15 protein-coding genes are annotated in these 16,302 nt (G+C 48.3%); 3 read left to right on the forward strand and 12 right to left on the reverse strand.

Annotation, left to right across the window (positions count from 1 at the left end):
* On the forward strand, positions 1-1,578 hold the full coding sequence (locus tag A7975_RS32055) for a response regulator transcription factor (RefSeq protein WP_255314642.1): 1,578 nt from the start codon (positions 1-3) through the stop codon (positions 1,576-1,578).
* A gap of 29 nt (positions 1,579-1,607) precedes the next feature.
* Here A7975_RS32055 and A7975_RS32060 read toward each other — a convergent pair whose 3' ends face one another.
* The gene (locus A7975_RS32060) at positions 1,608-3,983 is read right to left on the reverse strand and encodes a sensor domain-containing protein (RefSeq protein WP_065387851.1); all 2,376 of its coding nucleotides are present in this window, start codon (positions 3,981-3,983) and stop codon (positions 1,608-1,610) included.
* 258 nt (positions 3,984-4,241) lie between these two features.
* Positions 4,242-5,000, reverse strand: coding sequence for an SDR family oxidoreductase (locus A7975_RS32065; protein WP_065387852.1), 759 nt, complete (start codon positions 4,998-5,000; stop codon positions 4,242-4,244).
* Positions 5,001-5,196: 196 nt separating this feature from the next.
* Here A7975_RS32065 and A7975_RS32070 point away from each other — a divergent pair, with 196 nt between their 5' ends.
* The gene (locus A7975_RS32070; RefSeq protein ID WP_065387853.1) at positions 5,197-5,817 is read left to right on the forward strand and encodes a TetR/AcrR family transcriptional regulator; all 621 of its coding nucleotides are present in this window, start codon (positions 5,197-5,199) and stop codon (positions 5,815-5,817) included.
* A 51-nt stretch (positions 5,818-5,868) separates the two neighbouring features.
* On the opposite strand, the gene A7975_RS35730 is transcribed toward A7975_RS32070, so the two are convergent.
* The 4 genes from A7975_RS35730 to A7975_RS32090 all read right to left on the reverse strand — a co-directional run bounded on the left by A7975_RS35730 (position 5,869) and on the right by A7975_RS32090 (position 8,582).
* Positions 5,869-6,126 carry a DUF3934 family protein gene (locus tag A7975_RS35730; protein WP_053374035.1) on the reverse strand — a complete coding sequence of 86 codons (258 nt, stop codon included), beginning with the start codon at positions 6,124-6,126 and terminating at the stop codon, positions 5,869-5,871.
* A 178-nt stretch (positions 6,127-6,304) separates the two neighbouring features.
* The gene (gene cysC, locus A7975_RS32080) at positions 6,305-6,907 is read right to left on the reverse strand and encodes an adenylyl-sulfate kinase (protein ID WP_065387854.1); all 603 of its coding nucleotides are present in this window, start codon (positions 6,905-6,907) and stop codon (positions 6,305-6,307) included.
* Between the two features lie 145 nt (positions 6,908-7,052).
* The gene (locus A7975_RS32085) at positions 7,053-8,105 is read right to left on the reverse strand and encodes an LLM class flavin-dependent oxidoreductase (RefSeq protein WP_053374033.1); all 1,053 of its coding nucleotides are present in this window, start codon (positions 8,103-8,105) and stop codon (positions 7,053-7,055) included.
* Positions 8,106-8,387: 282 nt separating this feature from the next.
* A complete protein-coding gene (locus tag A7975_RS32090) occupies positions 8,388-8,582 on the reverse strand; it encodes a hypothetical protein (protein ID WP_065387855.1) in 195 nt (64 codons plus the stop codon).
* A 431-nt stretch (positions 8,583-9,013) separates the two neighbouring features.
* Here A7975_RS32090 and A7975_RS32095 point away from each other — a divergent pair, with 431 nt between their 5' ends.
* A complete protein-coding gene (locus A7975_RS32095; RefSeq protein WP_053374031.1) occupies positions 9,014-9,640 on the forward strand; it encodes an SGNH/GDSL hydrolase family protein in 627 nt (208 codons plus the stop codon).
* A gap of 52 nt (positions 9,641-9,692) precedes the next feature.
* Here the strand turns inward: A7975_RS32095 and A7975_RS32100 are convergent, their stop codons facing one another.
* The 6 genes from A7975_RS32100 to A7975_RS32125 form a co-directional block, all read right to left on the reverse strand.
* Positions 9,693-10,682 carry a Gfo/Idh/MocA family protein gene (locus A7975_RS32100; RefSeq protein WP_053374030.1) on the reverse strand — a complete coding sequence of 330 codons (990 nt, stop codon included), beginning with the start codon at positions 10,680-10,682 and terminating at the stop codon, positions 9,693-9,695.
* Positions 10,683-10,702: 20 nt separating this feature from the next.
* The gene (locus A7975_RS32105; RefSeq protein WP_053374029.1) at positions 10,703-11,362 is read right to left on the reverse strand and encodes a ThuA domain-containing protein; all 660 of its coding nucleotides are present in this window, start codon (positions 11,360-11,362) and stop codon (positions 10,703-10,705) included.
* Between the two features lie 113 nt (positions 11,363-11,475).
* Positions 11,476-12,564: a low temperature requirement protein A gene (locus A7975_RS32110; RefSeq protein ID WP_065387856.1), complete on the reverse strand. Its 1,089-nt coding sequence runs from the start codon at positions 12,562-12,564 to the stop codon at positions 11,476-11,478.
* Between the two features lie 161 nt (positions 12,565-12,725).
* Entirely contained in the window at positions 12,726-13,487 is a 762-nt protein-coding gene (locus A7975_RS32115; RefSeq protein ID WP_065387857.1) for a sugar phosphate isomerase/epimerase family protein, read from the reverse strand.
* Between the two features lie 211 nt (positions 13,488-13,698).
* Positions 13,699-15,303 (reverse strand): DUF3502 domain-containing protein, encoded by a 1,605-nt coding sequence (locus tag A7975_RS32120; RefSeq protein WP_053374026.1) that lies wholly within the window; start codon positions 15,301-15,303, stop codon positions 13,699-13,701.
* Positions 15,304-15,380: 77 nt separating this feature from the next.
* Positions 15,381-16,292: a carbohydrate ABC transporter permease gene (locus A7975_RS32125; RefSeq protein WP_065387858.1), complete on the reverse strand. Its 912-nt coding sequence runs from the start codon at positions 16,290-16,292 to the stop codon at positions 15,381-15,383.
* Positions 16,293-16,302 lie beyond the last annotated feature (10 nt).

Here is a 16,302-nt window from a genome sequence, read left to right on the forward strand (position 1 = left end):
GTGTTTATAGTGGACGATGAACCATTTATTTTGGAAGGATTAGCTTCCATTATCGATTGGGAGGAATATGGCCTTACGTTAGCCGGCCAAGCCTCGAACGGTCTGGAGGCGCTGGAGGCGCTTCAAAAATCGGCTGCCGATATTCTCGTCACCGATATTATGATGCCTCATATGAACGGCCTTGAATTAATCAAACAGCTCAAGCCCATTCATCCGAATATGAAGTTTATCGTGCTTAGCGGCTACCATGAGTTTGATTATATTAGGGAAGGCATGCGGCTTGGCATTGAAAATTATTTGCTGAAGCCCATCAATATCTGCGAGTTAAGGGAGACGATCGAGAACACGGTAGCCAAAATACATGTGGCTGCGGGGTCCGCGTTAACGAGCTCCTATCAGCTTGATATTTTGCGCGACAATGTCGTTAACCGCTGGGTGAGCGGGAAGATCGATCAAACGGAGCTTAAAAATAGGCTGCAGCTGCTCGGCATCCCGACGGAAAACTGCTGCTATGCGGCAGCGTCCATTAAGACGGTGCAGGACTTGCCTAATTATTCAGGCGGGGACTTCTGGCTGCCAGGACACTGGGATAACGAGGTTTACAGCATAAGCAGGAAACAATCGGACTGTGCGGGCAATGCGATTTGCTTCAGCGACCGGGACGGCGATATCGTTATTATTTGTACAGGAGTCAGCTCCGAGCAGGTTCAAGAGACGGCGCTTTCCTTGCTTTCGGCCATTCGGAAAGAGCTGAAGCAGCGGCTTGGGATACAGGTGCTTATCACGCTTGGCAGCGTGGAGTGTGATTATTCGGGCGTGTCCCAAAGCTATGACCATTCGAAGCGGCTTCAAGAGTATTTTCTGACCAATTCGGAGGATGAGATTATTCGTTATGAAAAATTGGCTGCGGCAAACCGCCTTTCGACTAAATCGGTCGACGTGAACACGCTTGAATATGAGCGGCTTCTGCTTGGTCAGAACAAGGCGGCGCTGAATGCTTTTATCGACGAGCAATTTACGATGCTGCAAGCGCAGGAGTCGCTCTCGCCTGCCCATATACATAACTGCGCCATTGAACTCATACTGCTTACGAAACAGACAGTGAAGGAAAACAAGCTCAATCATGAGCTCGCGACGAGTGACTATAAACAGCTGTTTGCCGCTTTATTTAAAGCGCAGACCATCTCGCAGCTGACTGAGCACGTCAAGTTTATAGCCGGCTCCGCGATGGATTATTTATCGGTCGAGGTCGACGACTTCAGCCCAGTCGTCAAGCAGGTCATACACCAGATCCAGACACGTTATTCGGAGGAGCTGTCGCTTAAGACGCTCAGCCAGACGCTAAACATTCATCCGTTTTATCTGGGGCAGCTGTTCCAGAAAGAAACAGGCGAGAGCTTCTCCGACTACGTGAATACGTACCGGATCAGCAGAGCGCAGAAGCTGCTTAAAACAACCGCCATGAAAACAAGCGATATTTCCAAAAATATCGGCTATTTGGAGCCTGGCTATTTCTATAAACAATTCAAAAAGTACACCGGCGTTTCACCCAAGGAGTATCGGGGCAGCCAGCTTTGAGCTGACGGCCTCTTCCTTATTCCTGTGCGTTAAGCAAAGCATTTGTCTGCCAGCAGCTTATTAAATTCAACGAGCGGAAGCGGCTTGTGGTAGTAGTAGCCTTGCGCCTTGTCGCAGCCAAGCTGCTTTAACTGCTTTAATTGGTCTAACGTCTCTACGCCCTCGGCTACGACCTGCTTTTGCAGGTCATGCCCCATGGACACGATGGTTTTCACAATGGATAGTCCGCCTTGATAGGCGTCCATATCGGTAATAAAGGAGCGGTCAATTTTTATAATTGCGATAGGCAGCTGCCTCAGTACGCTTAAAGAGGAATAACCTGTACCGAAGTCGTCAATCGCGATATGAATGCCTAGCGCGACAAGCTCATCGAGCATTTTCCGAGCCACATTCAAATTGTTGACCACCATGCTCTCCGTTATTTCCAAGCACAGCCGGGCCGGCTCCAAGCTGCTGGAACGCAAAATCTCCTGCACCTTGTTCACGAAATCCGGCTGCATGAATTGTCTCGATGAGACATTGACCGACAGCATAAAATCGACCCAGCCCTGCTCCTGCCAAAGCCTGCCCTGCTGGCACGCCTCGGCGATGACCCACTGTCCGATTTCATTGATTAAGCCGGTCTGCTCCGCAAGCGTAATAAATTCCCCCGGATGAACCATCCCAAGCTCCCTCGACTGCCAGCGAATAAGCGCCTCTGCCCCGATTAACCGCCCGCTCATCAAATCAACCTGCGGCTGATAATGAAGCACAAATTCGTTGCGCGCAGGCGCTTTGCGAAGATGCTTCTCCAGCCTGACATCACGCTGGACGAGCACAATCATATCACTCGTATACAGCCGGTACTGATTTCCGCCGCTGTTCTTCGCATTGTACATCGCAATATCAGCCCGCTTGATCAATCCATCCGAGCTGTTATCATCAAACGGATGGACACTGATGCCAATGCTGCCGCCTAAGTAAAAATCCTGTCCTTGCAGCGTAATCGGAAGCTGAAACGCTTGATGGATATTTTCGGCAAACGATACGATTTCGTCATACTCCTTAGCATCCCTAATCAAAATAATAAACTCATCGCCGCCAAGCCGGGCAAGCAGATGCTGATCACTCACATTGTTCAGCAGCCGCCTGGCAATTTCGTTGAGCGCTTCGTCCCCGTATTGATGCCCAAGCGTATCGTTAATGAGCTTGAAGCGGTCCAGATCGATAAGCATAACGCCAAGCAGCGCCTTTGACGATTTTACTGATTCAAGAGAGGCTTCGAGCTCTCTATTGAAATGGTAGCGGTTGGGCAGCTTAGTGAGCGCATCGTGATGTGCCAAAAAATGAACAAGACGCGCCTCCTCCTTCTGCTGCGTGATGTCGCGAATAACGGCGAGGATAAATCCGTCCTCATATTCAGACATCCACTCGGTGTCTACCAGGATGGACCTCTTCTGTCCCAGCCGATCCACGATGGTGAGCTCGCGATTTCGCCAAGCCTCACATGGGGTAGGCGCCGCATGCGCTTCCTCCACGCCCGTCCATTCAGGCTCTACAATAAAGCTCGATAGGGACAGGCCCTTGAGCTCATTCTCGTTAGTGAAGCCCAGCAGTCGAAGCGCCCCGGGATTCGCCTCCTTCATCGTCATTTTATGGTCCAGCATAACGATAGCCGTTGGAGATAAATGATAGAGCAGCTCGTACTTTTTTTCGGCTGAAGGCACAAAATCATATTTCATAAATACGCGAAGCGAGATGCTCCAGGTGATCATGGATAAAAAAAGAATCGTATCCGGTATAAAGAGGTACGGAGAGAGCCCAAAAAAGAGCAGCGTTGCGATAATCGCCGCCACCAGGTAAAACAGGTTCGCCTTAATAAGCACCCTGTATCGTTTGCGCTCGGCACTATTGATTGCTTTAGCTTTGGCTTTTAGGCTGACCGCCAAATTAAATAATGAAAATAAAAAGATCATGCCCAAAATGATATGCATAGCTGGAGCAAACAGCGCCTGCTTCCAAAATGCTTCCGTTCGGATTCCCGTAAATAAGAAAGGTTCCCCTTTTATTAATAGCATTAGATAATAAAGGATAAGCGGGGCAAATGCGACGCCTGTGCTGCTTAAGCGTGGAAAACGAAGATATTTATTCGCCGCTCGAATATGAAATAATACGCTTGTGCTAGAAGAAGCGATGCCGACCGGATAGACCAAATATACGGCTATCGCCAGCGTCCTATCGGCGGGTAACAGCTGCTGAATGTATTGAAAGAAAATGAGGAGCGCGAGCAAGCTTGTCGTGATGGCAGCGAGTCGATTTTCGATATGGCGGGGGGTTCGTCTTATAATGACCAATGACGTATCAATCATGAAAATGACAGGCAGCATGAATAATAGCAAAAGCAGAACGGATTGGTACTCATTCATAACATGATGTCTCCTCGCTTAGTATAAATAGAATGGGATATGCGATGCTTCATCAGGTAATGCTATTTTCCCTGCTACGCTCTAGCGCCCTATCATCTTTTCACATATTTATCCAACCTTCTACTCCTATTATAGAACTTAACGCTCGACAGGACAATCAATATTCCGACAATCGCAGCGGTTTATAAAAAGCAAAAAGAAGCCGCAATCATGCGGCTTCTAAAGAATATTACATATGCCGTTGCCCTGCGGCAAAGATTAATAGGCTGTCCAACCTGCGTCCGCGGTAATAACCGTACCGTTTACAAAGCTGGAGTCATCCGAAGCCAAGAATAGAGCTACTTTTGCGATGTCTGACGGCTCACCCGTGCGCGGATTTAAACCTATGCCTGCCATCGCCCGCGACATGCCGAATTCATTCGGCGTGCTGATCGAGGTGCCGATATTTGTAGCTACTCCGCCTGGCGCAATCGCGTTGCAGCGAATGCCCAGATTGGCATATTGGAACCCTACGTTTTTCGTGAAGCCTACAACCGCATGCTTGGAAGCCGTATAAGCCGCTCCTGCTCGGGAGCCGTATAAACCTCCTGCGGAGGCAATGTTTACGATAACGCCGCTCTTCTTCTCCGTGAAAATAGGAAGTGCTTTCCGTGTAGTTCGCATTGGGCCAGTCGTATTAATCGCAAATACGCGATCCCAAAGCTCGTCAGTCAATTCTCCCGCAGGCACAAAGTTATCCATAATGCCCGCATTGTTTACCAGTATATCCAAAGTTCCGTAAGTCGCTACGGCTGTACCAATAAGTTGAACCACGTCTTCTTCTTTCGCAACGTTAGCCACGACAACTATTGCAGAGCCGCCCTTTGACTCGATCTCGGCAACTACCGCATTTGCAGCATCTGCGTTAATATCGGATACGACAACCTTGGCGCCTTCAGCCGCGTATAGCTCAGCAATGGCCTTGCCCATCCCCGATGCCCCGCCTGTAACTATTGCTACTTTTCCAGAGAGTTTCATATTCATTCCTCCTGTAGTGTTGGTTCGTATATTACCCATAGAAATTATATTTACTGAACACTCGTATGTTACACAACGTGTGCGATTTAAAGTATAATGATTTATTGCAACCCGAACAATCAGTAAAAACCTCGCGTTTGTACGATAACGTACAGTTTCAAGCCTATTGTTGAATATAAACAGAGGAATGATTACGATGCCAATAGATAATCCCAAAACAGATCGGCGAATCATACGCAGCAAGGAAGCATTAAAGCAAGCTTTACTGGCGCTTATGTCCCAAAAGCCCTTCTCGTCGATATCCATTACCGAAATCGTTGAGCATGCCAATTATAATCGAGGAACTTTTTATTCCCATTACGAAAATAAAGAAGGTCTGCTCGACGATATTTTAAATCAGTTGATTTCGGAGCTTATAAAATCGTTTCGCGCTCCTTATGAGAACACCGAGTTATTTCGGATTGATGAGCTGTCGGCTAACGCTGTCATGATATTTGAGCATATTTTTCAAAACGCTTCTATATATACTGTGCTTTTAAGCTCGGAAGTATTACCGGATATAAGGGAAAAAATGTTTCTCGCCTTGAAGCAGATACTGATCGAGGACCTGGACAATGCTGACACGACACTCAACCGTGAATTTCACGTCATCTATTCGATCCATGCCTTGCTCGGCCTCGTATTCCACTGGATCGAAGGCGGGTTTAAATATTCGCCGGAGTATATGCAGGAACAGCTCGTGCGCATTATCCACTGGCACCCGTCAACCCTCATCAACAAGCATAACGCTGCCAAGCGAAACTTGAATCATCAATAAAAAAAAGGAAGTGCAGCTCTCGATTAGAGCTGCACTTCCTTTTTCATTATCCTATTTAACCGTATTTTTGCCTCTAGCCGCAGCGCTTCCGCCTTTAAAAGCGGTGCTGCCCTTAGGCATATTAGCGCTTTTCGCATTGGCTGTGCCGCTTGCGCCTGTTGCATCTTTCTCGCCCTCGGCACCTTTAGCGCCTTTGTTTCTGCCGAACACCTTTTTGGCTAGTTTCTTTTTTTCCCCTGCCTGCCAGCGATTCCAGCCCTTCTTGTCCGTGCCTCTGCCGGTTCCGCCCTTGCCCTTTGCGCTACTCATAACATCACTCCATCATATCTTCTATGCCGAGTTAAATTTCATAAAATGCAGCCACAGCATCTTTCCGAACCTTGATCCTCGTTATCTTCTTATTCATTATACCATTAATTTCGCTTATAAAATCTTAATGATCATATCCAATCCAGCCCACAGCGCATATGGGTGTCTACTCTTCCCATCAGAAATGATGATGCTCATCCAAATAAGCAATGATTTGCCTCGCTGATTCAATAATCGATTGTTTGTCGGAGATTACCCTGATCTCAGGGTTTTCCGGATGCTCATACGGCGAGGTAATACCGGTGAATTCAGGTATTTTGCCTTCTCTCACTTTTTTATATAAGCCCTTCGGATCTCTTTCCTCACATATCTTCAAGGGACAATCGACGAACACCTCCACGAACTCATCTTGTTCGAAAATAGCCCTTGCCTTCTCGCGGTCGCTCCTTAGCGGCGAAACTAACGAAACAATGGCGATCAAACCGGCATCAACTAGCAGCTTTGCGGCTTGGGAGGTGCGCCTGACGTTCTCGCTTCGATCCTCCATGCTGAAGCCTAGATCATTATTTAAACCATAGCGCAAATTGTCGCCGTCCAGAATGGCCGTACGAATATGGCGGGCGTACAGCTGCTTCTCCACTTCATTCGCGATTGAAGACTTCCCCGAGGCGGATAAGCCTGTAACCCATAATACGAAGCTTCGATGCTTATTCCGTTCCATGCGATGCCGCTTCGTTATTTCAAATTGTTGGAAGCTTATGTTTTGTGCTTTTCCCTCCATCATTAGGTACTCCTTAGCGATATATTTAAGCGGGCGATCCCACCTTACCATTTTATACGGTTGGGCAGAACAAAAAAACCGAAATCGCACGGGCCACTTCCCGCTGCTCTTTCGGTTTCATTTTATAATAGATTTATGACAGCAATCACACGGTAACCGTACCGCGATCCCATACCGCATTTGGAATTTCCCGGCGCAGCACAGGCGCTACTTCCTCGGCAAAACGCTCAACCTGCTCGCGCTGCTCCGCCTCGGTCAAGCCGTCGACGCTAATGCTCAGCACTTGGTTGCCGAAGGCCTGATGGTAATTCAATATTTTTTCGATGACTTGATCAACGCTGCCGACGAGCGAGGGACCATTCTTAATGGTATCTTCAAGGTCCTTAAAAGGCGATTTGTTATGCTGCGCTGCGCTTGTAGCTTGAAAAGCGTCATAATAAGGGCGATAGCGCTTAATCGCTTCTTCCGACGTATTCGCTAAATATAAGCTGCCTGCTCCCGAGCCAACAACAGCTTGCTTCGGATCATGCCCGTAATAGGCAAGCCGCTCACGGTAATGATCGATGAGCTCCTTGTACTTCGCCTGCGGGTGGAAGCTGTTGGAGGAGAAGATCGGTTCGCCGTACTTCGCAGCCAGCTCTGTCGAAAGCGTGCTTGATGCGCTCCCATGCCAGATCGGAATCGAAGCTTGGAACGGTCTAGGCTGCGTGGTCACGCTATCCAGCGCCGGGCGGTACCTTCCTTCCCACGTCACGTCCTCCTCGTTCCACAGCCTTTTTAGCAGCGCATACCGCTCAGCTAACGACTCCCACTGCTCCTCCTCGGTTATGCCGAAGAGCGGATAGTGGCGCGGGTCGTTTCCTTTGCCGATAATTAGCTCCAGCCGACCTTCGGACAAATGGTCCAGCGTTGCATAGTCCTCTGCCACCCGAACGGGATCAAGCACGCTCAGAACCGTTACGGTTGTCAGCAGCCGAATGCGCGTCGTTCGGGCTGCGATAGCCGTCAATAGCACCGGCGGCGACGAGGACAGAAACGGAGCGCCATGCCTCTCCCCAATTCCATAAGCCTCAAAGCCAAGCTCCTCCGCCAAAATCGCCTGCTTCAATATATTTTGAAATTTTTGCTGAGGCGTTAACACTTCCCCAGTCACTGCATTCGGAATATTCATCACTAGACTAAACAAAGCGAACTTCATCGTGCGTCTCCTCCTTCGATCGCTCCATTAGCCAAGTTCGACATAGCGGGCTCAATATTTCAGCTATTTAATGAAGCTATAGTAGCATAGCGCGAATCCGCCCGACAACCTTTTTCATACTATTCCGATTATCATACTATTCTATATGTATATAAAAAAATTCAATGCGTATTACGAGCAACAAAAAAAAGGATTCTAAACGGCATTAAAACTAAACCAGCATTAGTTTTATTGCCCTTAGAATCCTATTTCATCCGTTGCTCGTATCGACTGACTCACCCCTTAATAAGCATGGACCTTCTTGCTCATGATTTTCCAAACGATGCTTTTATGGCGCTCGGCTCTTGCAACTATTGCCTTCAAAGCGTTTAATGCTTCATCGGCCTGAGCCTTATAGTACTCGTCACCAAATAATACGAACAATCTCATATAATCATTATATTCATCCAGCCATTCATTGAAGTAAGAAGAGGTCATGTCCATCACTCCCTTATTTCGATTATAGATCAAGAACATTAAGCTTTTATTAGAATAATCTAAAGACAAGCTAAATTATTCTAGCAATCCCTTGTTTCTATTATAGTCTATTATTTTAATTTTCAGAATATTCCTGATATATTTATACAGATTTAACATTGCCAACTCTCCTTCCGAACATTCCTCTATCTTCTATTAAATAGGAAAAAGCATCAGAATAAAATAGAAACTTCTTGAGCTAATGTTTCCTATTTTATTGGATTCCGGCATAAACCCGATAAACTCCCATTCTTTCATATTGACCGCGGCATTATTTGGTAGGTATTATGAATTTGCTGACGAAGTGATGGCTCTCGCAGACATCACGCTTCAGGATATTTATGAACCTTATCTTATGAAGACCATCATTAGAAATTATTGGAGGTTTAAAGATGACATTAATCGAACAAAACGCAGTTGTGTTATTTCAAGGCGACAGTATTACCGATGCGGGCCGCCACCGGCCGGATGGCGCTAACCTTGGTTCTGGCTATGCAAACCTTGCAACAGCTTTGTTTACGAGTAAATATCCTGAGAAGCAAGCAACGTTCCTGAACAGAGGGATTTCGGGCGACCGTGTCGTTGATTTGGAGCGGAGATGGGAAGAGGATTGCCTTGATTTGAAGCCGACTTGGCTATCGGTCTATGTTGGCATTAATGATACATGGCGCCGTTATGACAGCAACAATCCGCTAAGTACAGAGGAGTATTATACCACTTACCGCAGATTGCTTAGCCGGGCAAAAGAGCAGCTTAACGCTAACCTTATTCTAATTGAACCGTTTGTGCTGCCTGTGAACGAGAGCCAGAAGCAGTGGCGCGAGGATCTTGATCCGAAAATCCAAGCCGTTCGCGAGCTGGCAGGCGAATTCAAAACGCTGTACGTTCCGCTAGATGGCTTATTCGCTCAAGCCGCTGCTCAGACAGGCCCTGCTTATTGGGCGCCTGATGGCGTTCACCCGTCGCATGCCGGTGCCGCGCTTATCGCAAACGCATGGCTGCAAGCGGTTAAAGCATAAATATAACGAAAGAGGAGCGGGACGCCTAGGCATCCCGCTCCTCATCTTTGTCTTATACGTCAGCCGGATACCGTAGGCCCCATTGTTTCCTAATCGTATCTAAAGTGGTCATAATCGCCAGCGTCTCTTCGAGCGGAATGACAGAGCTCTCCAGCCTGCCCTCGCGAAGCGCGTTCATCGCTTCCTCCGCTTCGAACTTGTAGCCCTCGGCAATACGGTCATCCACAAAAGATTCAGGCTCCGCATTTTTCGCATGAAGGGTAGCCGACTCGCCAAATAAAAAGTTTGGCACATGAATGTAGCCTTTCGTGCCATAAATATAAGCATCGTTAACCATGCCGAGCTGAACCGCTCCGTTTAGCGCTGCGGCGCCCCCGCCCTCATATTCGAACAACAGCGAAAACTGCTCGTCTACGCCTGTCTCGCCGATTCTTGCGGTGCTCATAATTTTGGTAGGCTCTGACCCATAAATCAAGGAAGCAAACGAAACCGGATAAATGCCGGCATCCAGAAGAGCTCCCCCGCCAAGCGCAGGATCAAGCAGGCGGCTCTCCGGCGCCCAGCCGATATCAAAGCCAAAGTCGGCTTTCAGAAGACGCACCTCGCCGATTTTACCGTCAGCAAGCCATTCCATTACTTTACGGATTGGCGGCAAGAAACGTGTCCACATCGCTTCCATGAGAAATACGCCTTTTTCCCTTGCCAGCTCGATCATTTCCTTCGCTTCCGCCGCATTCATTGTAAAGGGCTTCTCGCATATTACCGCTTTGCCCCCGCGCAAGAGCGCAAGCACATTCTCCTTATGTACCGGATGCAAGGTTCCTACATAAACGATGTCCACATCGGGGTCATGAGCAAGCTCATCCACGCTGCCATACGCCCGGGGAATGTTATATTCCTTCGCGAAGCTCTGCGCCTTCTCTTTATTTCTTCCGCCCACCGCGACGAGCTCTGCGCCTTCCGCATAAGCCAAGTCTTTGACAAACTTAGAAGAAATCCATCCTGGACCAAAAATCCCCCATTTAATCGGTTGAATCGACATGCATTCATTCACTCCTCGAATTAGAATGATTGTATCCGGTCCTGCTGCCCGCCTCCGGCACACCACTGCAAAGCTTGCCCGATCATCTTCTGATATTCAGGCTGCTCGAACACCTGCAAAAAATGTCCCGGCGTAAGCACGCATACGCGCCCTGTGCCTTGCTCCCTTAACCAGCCGGCAGGCTGCGTGCCATGCTCCGACTTCGAAGTCATAAAGATTTGGATGCGCCCCTCCATGACCTCCATATGATAATGCTCGTCATGAACCGCAAATACGTCCGTATCCGGGCTGCCCCATAACACCTTGTCTGTATAAGCAAAAGAAACGGGACCCGACTCGGGATGATGCTGGAACACGCCGCCAACAAGCCCGTAGAAAACAGGCTCATTGCGGTAGCCCACCGTACCTGCGTGAAGAACTAGAAGCCCTTTCCCCTCTTCAACGTAGCTCTGGAACCGCTGCTGGATCTCCTCCGTAAGCCATGGCGTCTTATCGGATGACGAGATTTGATTTGCTTTTGCAAGAATGACAGCATCCTGCTGATCCATCCACTTGGAGGACCACTCCGATGCATGCTGAATATAATCGAACTCGATGCCTTGTTTGCTTAGCGGCTCCAAGCCTTCCATTATCGTTTTGCCTGGGTGCCAGCAATCATCGCAAATAACGCCAACCTTCATCTTCACATCTCCTTTGACTCTATTAAGTGCCTTAATAGAATTATAAACCTTTCCGCAGCGCATGGCTTACTAAAAATAGCGATGAATAAAGGCCCTTAGCTGGGACCTCAAGCTTAAGCTGTTGTTTTGGCGAAAAGAATAAAGAAGATCATGATTTCACCCAAAATAATATGAGGGGATGCGACCATAAATAAATTCAAGACGAACATAGCGCCGAGCAAGCCCGTTAACAGAAGCATCGCTTTAAACGTTGGTTTTAGATGCTTGAATCGATACCGATACAAGACAAACATGACTGACCAGAAATATAGCAGCACCGAGCCAAAAGTAAAGCCTAACATAAACAAGTAGTTTAACTGGTCAAGGAAGAGCAGCTGAATCGAAGCCGCAATCATGCTAAGCGAAAAATAGATAAACAAATGCCCGTAAATAATGGTTTGCCCCGCTGTCCGCCTCGTTTTATCGACTCGCTTCTCCACATTCTCAAAGTACTGCCACCATATCCCGATGACCAATACAAACGCTAATGCGGCAAAAAGGATGGAAGAGCCCGTTAATTCATCCGCTTGCAGCACAGAAAGCATGCTTACAACGGATTCTCCTAGCAGAATCAACGTAAAAAGAGCAAATCGCTCCAACAGATGCGCGGTGTGTATAGGCGTTTTGACTAATTGCTTGCGCCCAATTAGCGGCACGAGGATATCAAGGGCAATACCTGCATACAAGATGGCATAACGTACCCATGAGTCAAAAAAGACAGAGAAACAAGATACGATGATGCCGAGCCAGAAGTAGGTTCCGAAAAAACGAGCCGTTCCCCGCTTGTCAGCAACCTCCGACTTTTGCGTGATTACATATTGAATGGCAGTCAATATTCTTGAGCCGATATAACCTACGAAAAAAGGCACATAATAAGCGTCAAAATCCACGTTTAGACTAGCCGTCATAATTAAAACAAAAAACAGCTGCAAAATCATAAAAATCCGATGCGTCGTAATGTCGCGCCCAAACCGATTGTTGTATACCGTCTGGCCGACCCAAGCCCACCAGATCGGAATGAAAATAAGCACGAATTTAGAGAGATGCTCAAACGAAATGATTCCGTGCTCGACATGCAATAAAACATGGGTAGCTTTTGAGATCGCCGCCACAAACAATAAATCATAAAACAGCTCCAGCCACGTAACCTTTTTTTCATGCATCGGTAGGAAGGCCCCTCTCCAAAATTAAATCTCAAATTGTATTATCTTAAATTAAAGATATATTTTTTTGTTAGAGCTGTCAATGGGTTTTTATAAAAAAAAAGCCAGATGCTTGACCGCATCTGGCTCGCTGTTTCACGGATGGAGTGCTTCCGCCTCTATTATATATATTGCTTTAAATTTTGAAAGCTGATCGCCAAGCTCTCGAACGGATCACGTCTGCAAACATCCTGCTCGACAACGAACCATTCGACTCCCGTTTCCCGGCATGCATCAATTATCGCTTTGAAATTCAAGTTGCCTTGCCCGATTTCCGCAAACACCTGCTTATGGTCAATAATCTCCAAGTCCTTCAAATGAACGACGCCCATGCGGCCCTTCACCTGATGGATCGCCTCTACCGGATTGACTCCGCCTACATGCACCCAATACGTATCCAGCTCGAAGCCGAACGCGGAAGGATCGCTCTCTTCGCGCAAAATATCCATTCCCGTTCTGCCGTCATACTTTTGGTATTCGAACTGGTGATTATGATAGATGAACTGCAAATCATGCTCCTTCAGCTTTTTCCCGATTTCAGAAGCCTTCTTGGCAAAGGTGGCATACCCCTCCGCGCTAGTCCGATACTCTTCCGGGATCGAGCCTAGTCCAACATATTTGCAGTTCCATAGCTTATGCTTCTGAACCGTGTTATCGAAGTCGTCCGCCAAGGCATCAAAGCCAACATGCGTAGCACAAATGCGCAGGCCCGCAGCATCTGCTAGCTCCTTTACCTTCTCCGGCGCAATCGGGCCGATGCCGGATACCTGAACGGCTTTATACCCAATTTCCTTCACCTTGCGCAGCGTCTGCTCCAAATCAGCTTCCGTTTTGCAATAGTCCCGTAACGTATAGAGCTGCGCTGCAATCGTAGATAAATTCATATATTCGCCGCCTTCTTATTTTAATGGGTTTGGTTTACCGCTGTCTTAGCTTAATTGTAGCATCTTATATGAAAGCGCTACTTTACTGAGGTTAACGAACCATAGGCCGCCATTTGATTATGATTGATCAATTTGAAGCAAAAACAGCGCAAGAGGAGTCACGCGCTTATGTGCGTGTTGACTCTCCTCTTGCGCTGCATCCTCTAGCTCGTTAGCCTTCGATCAGCTTCTTATATGCATCCATTTGGCGCTGAAGCTCAGCCAGCACCTTGTCGTAACCAGCCGTTTTCAGCTTGCTCCGGAATTGCTCGACAGCCTGCGCCGGGTCTCCTGCTTTGCCGTACGTAATGGCAGGCCCCATCTCGCCCGTAACCTGCGTGATCGCCGTTAGCTCCGCTTCAACCGGCGTCTTGTCGAATACGAATTGGCCGTAAGGATACGGCTTTTTGATTTTGTCGTATTCCGCGTAGAGCGTTTCCTCCAGCTGATCCCATGTCGTTACGCTTGGAATTTCGAATTTATCGACGCGGCCGCCCCAGAAATCAGCGTAGAACGCATCTTTTGCTTCGTCGTAGCCCTCAGGCTGCGTGCGCTTGCCGTCTTTGACTTCATATTGAACGCCTTCCAATCCGTAGTTGATCAGGTGATAGATTTGCTCGTCATTGCGAATCAAATCGTATGCCATAAGCGCCCGCTCAGGGTTTTTGCTGTGCGCGCCAAGCGATGTTCCGCCGTGCGTAATCGACAGCTCCGTCAAGTTATTGCCGCCCGTGCGGGCAAAAGGGAACATTTGCAGCTCAGAGCCCGGCTGATCTTTGTCCATCGTCACGCGAAGGCCGCCAAAGGTTTGCGTATGATGCTGGTCAAGCCCGGACAATCCAGCCCGCAAAGCAGAGCGGTTGTCGTTTTTGTTGTTCAATACATCCTCGCGCCAGTAGCCTTTATCTGCCCAATCCTTCATCATCGTAGCGAATTTGAGGAATGTGTCCTCGAATACGGGACTTACTACCGTAAATTTCTCATCAAACGACTTGGTCGTAAATACAGGCAAATAACCAGTCGAGATCGGCAGCTCTAAATTATCGGTATAGGACTGATCATAGCCGCCCCATATGCTGGTTGAAGCCACTGCATCCCAAGGAACGACGCCCTCTTTGTTATCTTTGATGTATTGCAAATATTGGCCGATGCCTTCCCAGTCCTTGATCGGTTCCGTAATGCCTGCTTCCTTCGCCCAATCTCCGCGGTAGAAGAAGCCGTGGTTTACCCATTGCGTATAATCATTTTCTGGAATCAGCACGATATCGCCGTTGTATTTGCTCTCTGCCCAGTCCTCTTCTGGAATGGAGCCCCAAGTTTGCGGCGCATATTCCGGCAGCAAGTCATCCAGCTTCATAAAGGCGCCGCGCTGCGCGTTGCCCCAAGTATCGAGCCAATCCGTACCGATCGTAATCAAATCGATCGCTTCGCCGGATGCAAGCAGCAGGTTGTATTTCGTTTGCCAATCTGCCCACTCGACCCATTTCCACTCCAGCTCGGCATTGATTTTTTCCTTCATCAGCTTATTTACTTCCGCCAGCACCTTCTCGAACTGGCCGTTCTTCGGCTTGTCGCCGAGGACCACATAGCTGATTTTAACGAATTTGGACGTATCGCTCGCCTTATTGCCGTCCGCCGTATTCGTGGCTGCCTTATTGCCGTTGCCCTCGCTTTTGTTAACTTCACTTTTATTTCCGTTGCTGCCGGAACAAGCTGCCAGGCTAATGATCATGATCATGGCGATCAGCAAAGCAGATACCTTCTTGAAGTTTGACATAAGCACTTCTCCCCTTTGTTTTCATGAATCGGGCATTGCCCGTTATGTGAAGAGGCCGTTTGAAGGCCCGCGGCACATCAGCCTTTTACAGCGCCAACTGTAATCCCCTTGATGAAATACCGTTGCACAAATGGGTAGAACAAAATAACAGGGCCGGTAGCAACCACCGCCGTAGCCATCTTCATCGATTCCAGCGGCATATCCCGAAGCTGCACGTTAGATGCCGCGGACGAGTTGCGGATAAAGTCCGCGCTGGTGACGACGTTGTACAAGAACAGCTGGAGCGGACGGTACTTCATATCCGGCGAGAGGAACAGCATCGAGTTGTACCACTCATTCCAGTAGCCCAGCGCGATGAACAGGCCAATCGTCGCTAAAGCGGGCGTCGTCATCGGCAAGATCAGCTTCAAAAATATTTTGAAGTCGCCGGCTCCATCAATCTTGGCGGATTCGGTAATCGCATGCGGGATGGACCGAACGAAGCTTTTCATCATGATGATGAGAAAAGGACTAAGCAGCCCCGGCAGCAGTACAGCCAAGTAATTGTCCTTTAGAGACAAATACTGCGTCATTAAGAGATAGAACGGAACAAGCCCGCCGGAGAACAAAGTCGTAAAGTAAATGAAAAACGAGATGCCGTTGCGGTAGCCGAAGTCGGGACGCTGCAGCGCATAGCCGGTCATCGCGACGAGGAAGAGGCCGCATACCGTCCCTGCAATCGTGATCCCCATCGTAACGAGATAAGAGCCGATAATGAGATCCGGATTTTCAAATACGATTTTGTAGGCAAAGGTACTGAAGTCGCGCGGCCAAAAGTTGAACCCATGCTTTTTGATCGTGCCCTCCGCCGTCAGCGAGGTGCCGAGGACGAGTAAAAAGGGCAATAGACAGCATAGCGCAAAAAACGAGATGAAAAGATATCCGAACGCTTTAACGACGATTCCGCTGACGTCCGTCCGAATGCTGCGCGATTCTTCCGAGTTTTCCATAGTCGACACC

It is taken from the genome of Bacillus sp. FJAT-26390 (genome assembly GCF_001682865.1).
GTDB lineage: Bacteria > Bacillota > Bacilli > Paenibacillales > Paenibacillaceae > Pristimantibacillus.

Coding starts and splice junctions, on each gene's coding strand:
- A7975_RS32060 (WP_065387851.1), bottom strand. CDS start 3,983: ATGAATGAGTACCAATCCGTTCTGCTTTTGCTATTATTCATGCTGCCT.
- A7975_RS32065 (WP_065387852.1), bottom strand. CDS start 5,000: ATGAAACTCTCTGGAAAAGTAGCAATAGTTACAGGCGGGGCATCGGGG.
- A7975_RS32070 (WP_065387853.1), top strand. CDS start 5,197: ATGCCAATAGATAATCCCAAAACAGATCGGCGAATCATACGCAGCAAG.
- A7975_RS35730 (WP_053374035.1), bottom strand. CDS start 6,126: ATGAGTAGCGCAAAGGGCAAGGGCGGAACCGGCAGAGGCACGGACAAG.
- cysC (WP_065387854.1), bottom strand. CDS start 6,907: ATGGAGGGAAAAGCACAAAACATAAGCTTCCAACAATTTGAAATAACG.
- A7975_RS32085 (WP_053374033.1), bottom strand. CDS start 8,105: ATGAAGTTCGCTTTGTTTAGTCTAGTGATGAATATTCCGAATGCAGTG.
- A7975_RS32090 (WP_065387855.1), bottom strand. CDS start 8,582: ATGACCTCTTCTTACTTCAATGAATGGCTGGATGAATATAATGATTAT.
- A7975_RS32095 (WP_053374031.1), top strand. CDS start 9,014: ATGACATTAATCGAACAAAACGCAGTTGTGTTATTTCAAGGCGACAGT.
- A7975_RS32100 (WP_053374030.1), bottom strand. CDS start 10,682: ATGTCGATTCAACCGATTAAATGGGGGATTTTTGGTCCAGGATGGATT.
- A7975_RS32105 (WP_053374029.1), bottom strand. CDS start 11,362: ATGAAGGTTGGCGTTATTTGCGATGATTGCTGGCACCCAGGCAAAACG.
- A7975_RS32110 (WP_065387856.1), bottom strand. CDS start 12,564: ATGCATGAAAAAAAGGTTACGTGGCTGGAGCTGTTTTATGATTTATTG.
- A7975_RS32115 (WP_065387857.1), bottom strand. CDS start 13,487: ATGAATTTATCTACGATTGCAGCGCAGCTCTATACGTTACGGGACTAT.
- A7975_RS32120 (WP_053374026.1), bottom strand. CDS start 15,303: ATGTCAAACTTCAAGAAGGTATCTGCTTTGCTGATCGCCATGATCATG.
- A7975_RS32125 (WP_065387858.1), bottom strand. CDS start 16,292: ATGGAAAACTCGGAAGAATCGCGCAGCATTCGGACGGACGTCAGCGGA.